General features: G+C 55.2%; 1 protein-coding gene. It reads left to right on the forward strand.

The features are described from left to right. The coding region (locus H8L32_RS28485) for an efflux RND transporter permease subunit (RefSeq protein WP_186951012.1) at positions 1-308 on the forward strand (308 nt) is incomplete at its 5' end. Positions 309-375 lie beyond the last annotated feature (67 nt).

A 375-nucleotide genomic window follows, 5' to 3' on the forward strand; every position in this document is an offset into this window, starting at 1 on the left:
TGATCATGCTGCTGTACCTGAAGCAGGCTTGGGAAAGCCGCGTCAGGGCAGGCAATGATACTCAGGAGGATTTGCTGTATGCCATCCGGGAAGGCGCCGTGCTTCGAGTGAGGCCAAAGGCGATGACTGTTGCCGTCATCATTGCCGGGCTGGTCCCCATCATGTTTGGTGCAGGAACTGGCTCGGAGGTCATGCAACGAATTGCCGCACCTATGGTGGGTGGGATGATTACGGCCCCCTTGTTGTCGATGTTTGTGGTGCCTGCTGTTTATTTAATATTACGTCGGCAGCAGGCAAAGTCTGATTAGCCTGCCTTGTGCCCGATCGCAATCACACCAGCGCCCAACAAGGCGAGCCCAACTCCAATGTAATCTG

The organism is Undibacterium hunanense, from assembly GCF_014284335.1.
GTDB classification, from domain to species: Bacteria; Pseudomonadota; Gammaproteobacteria; order Burkholderiales; family Burkholderiaceae_D; genus Undibacterium; species Undibacterium hunanense.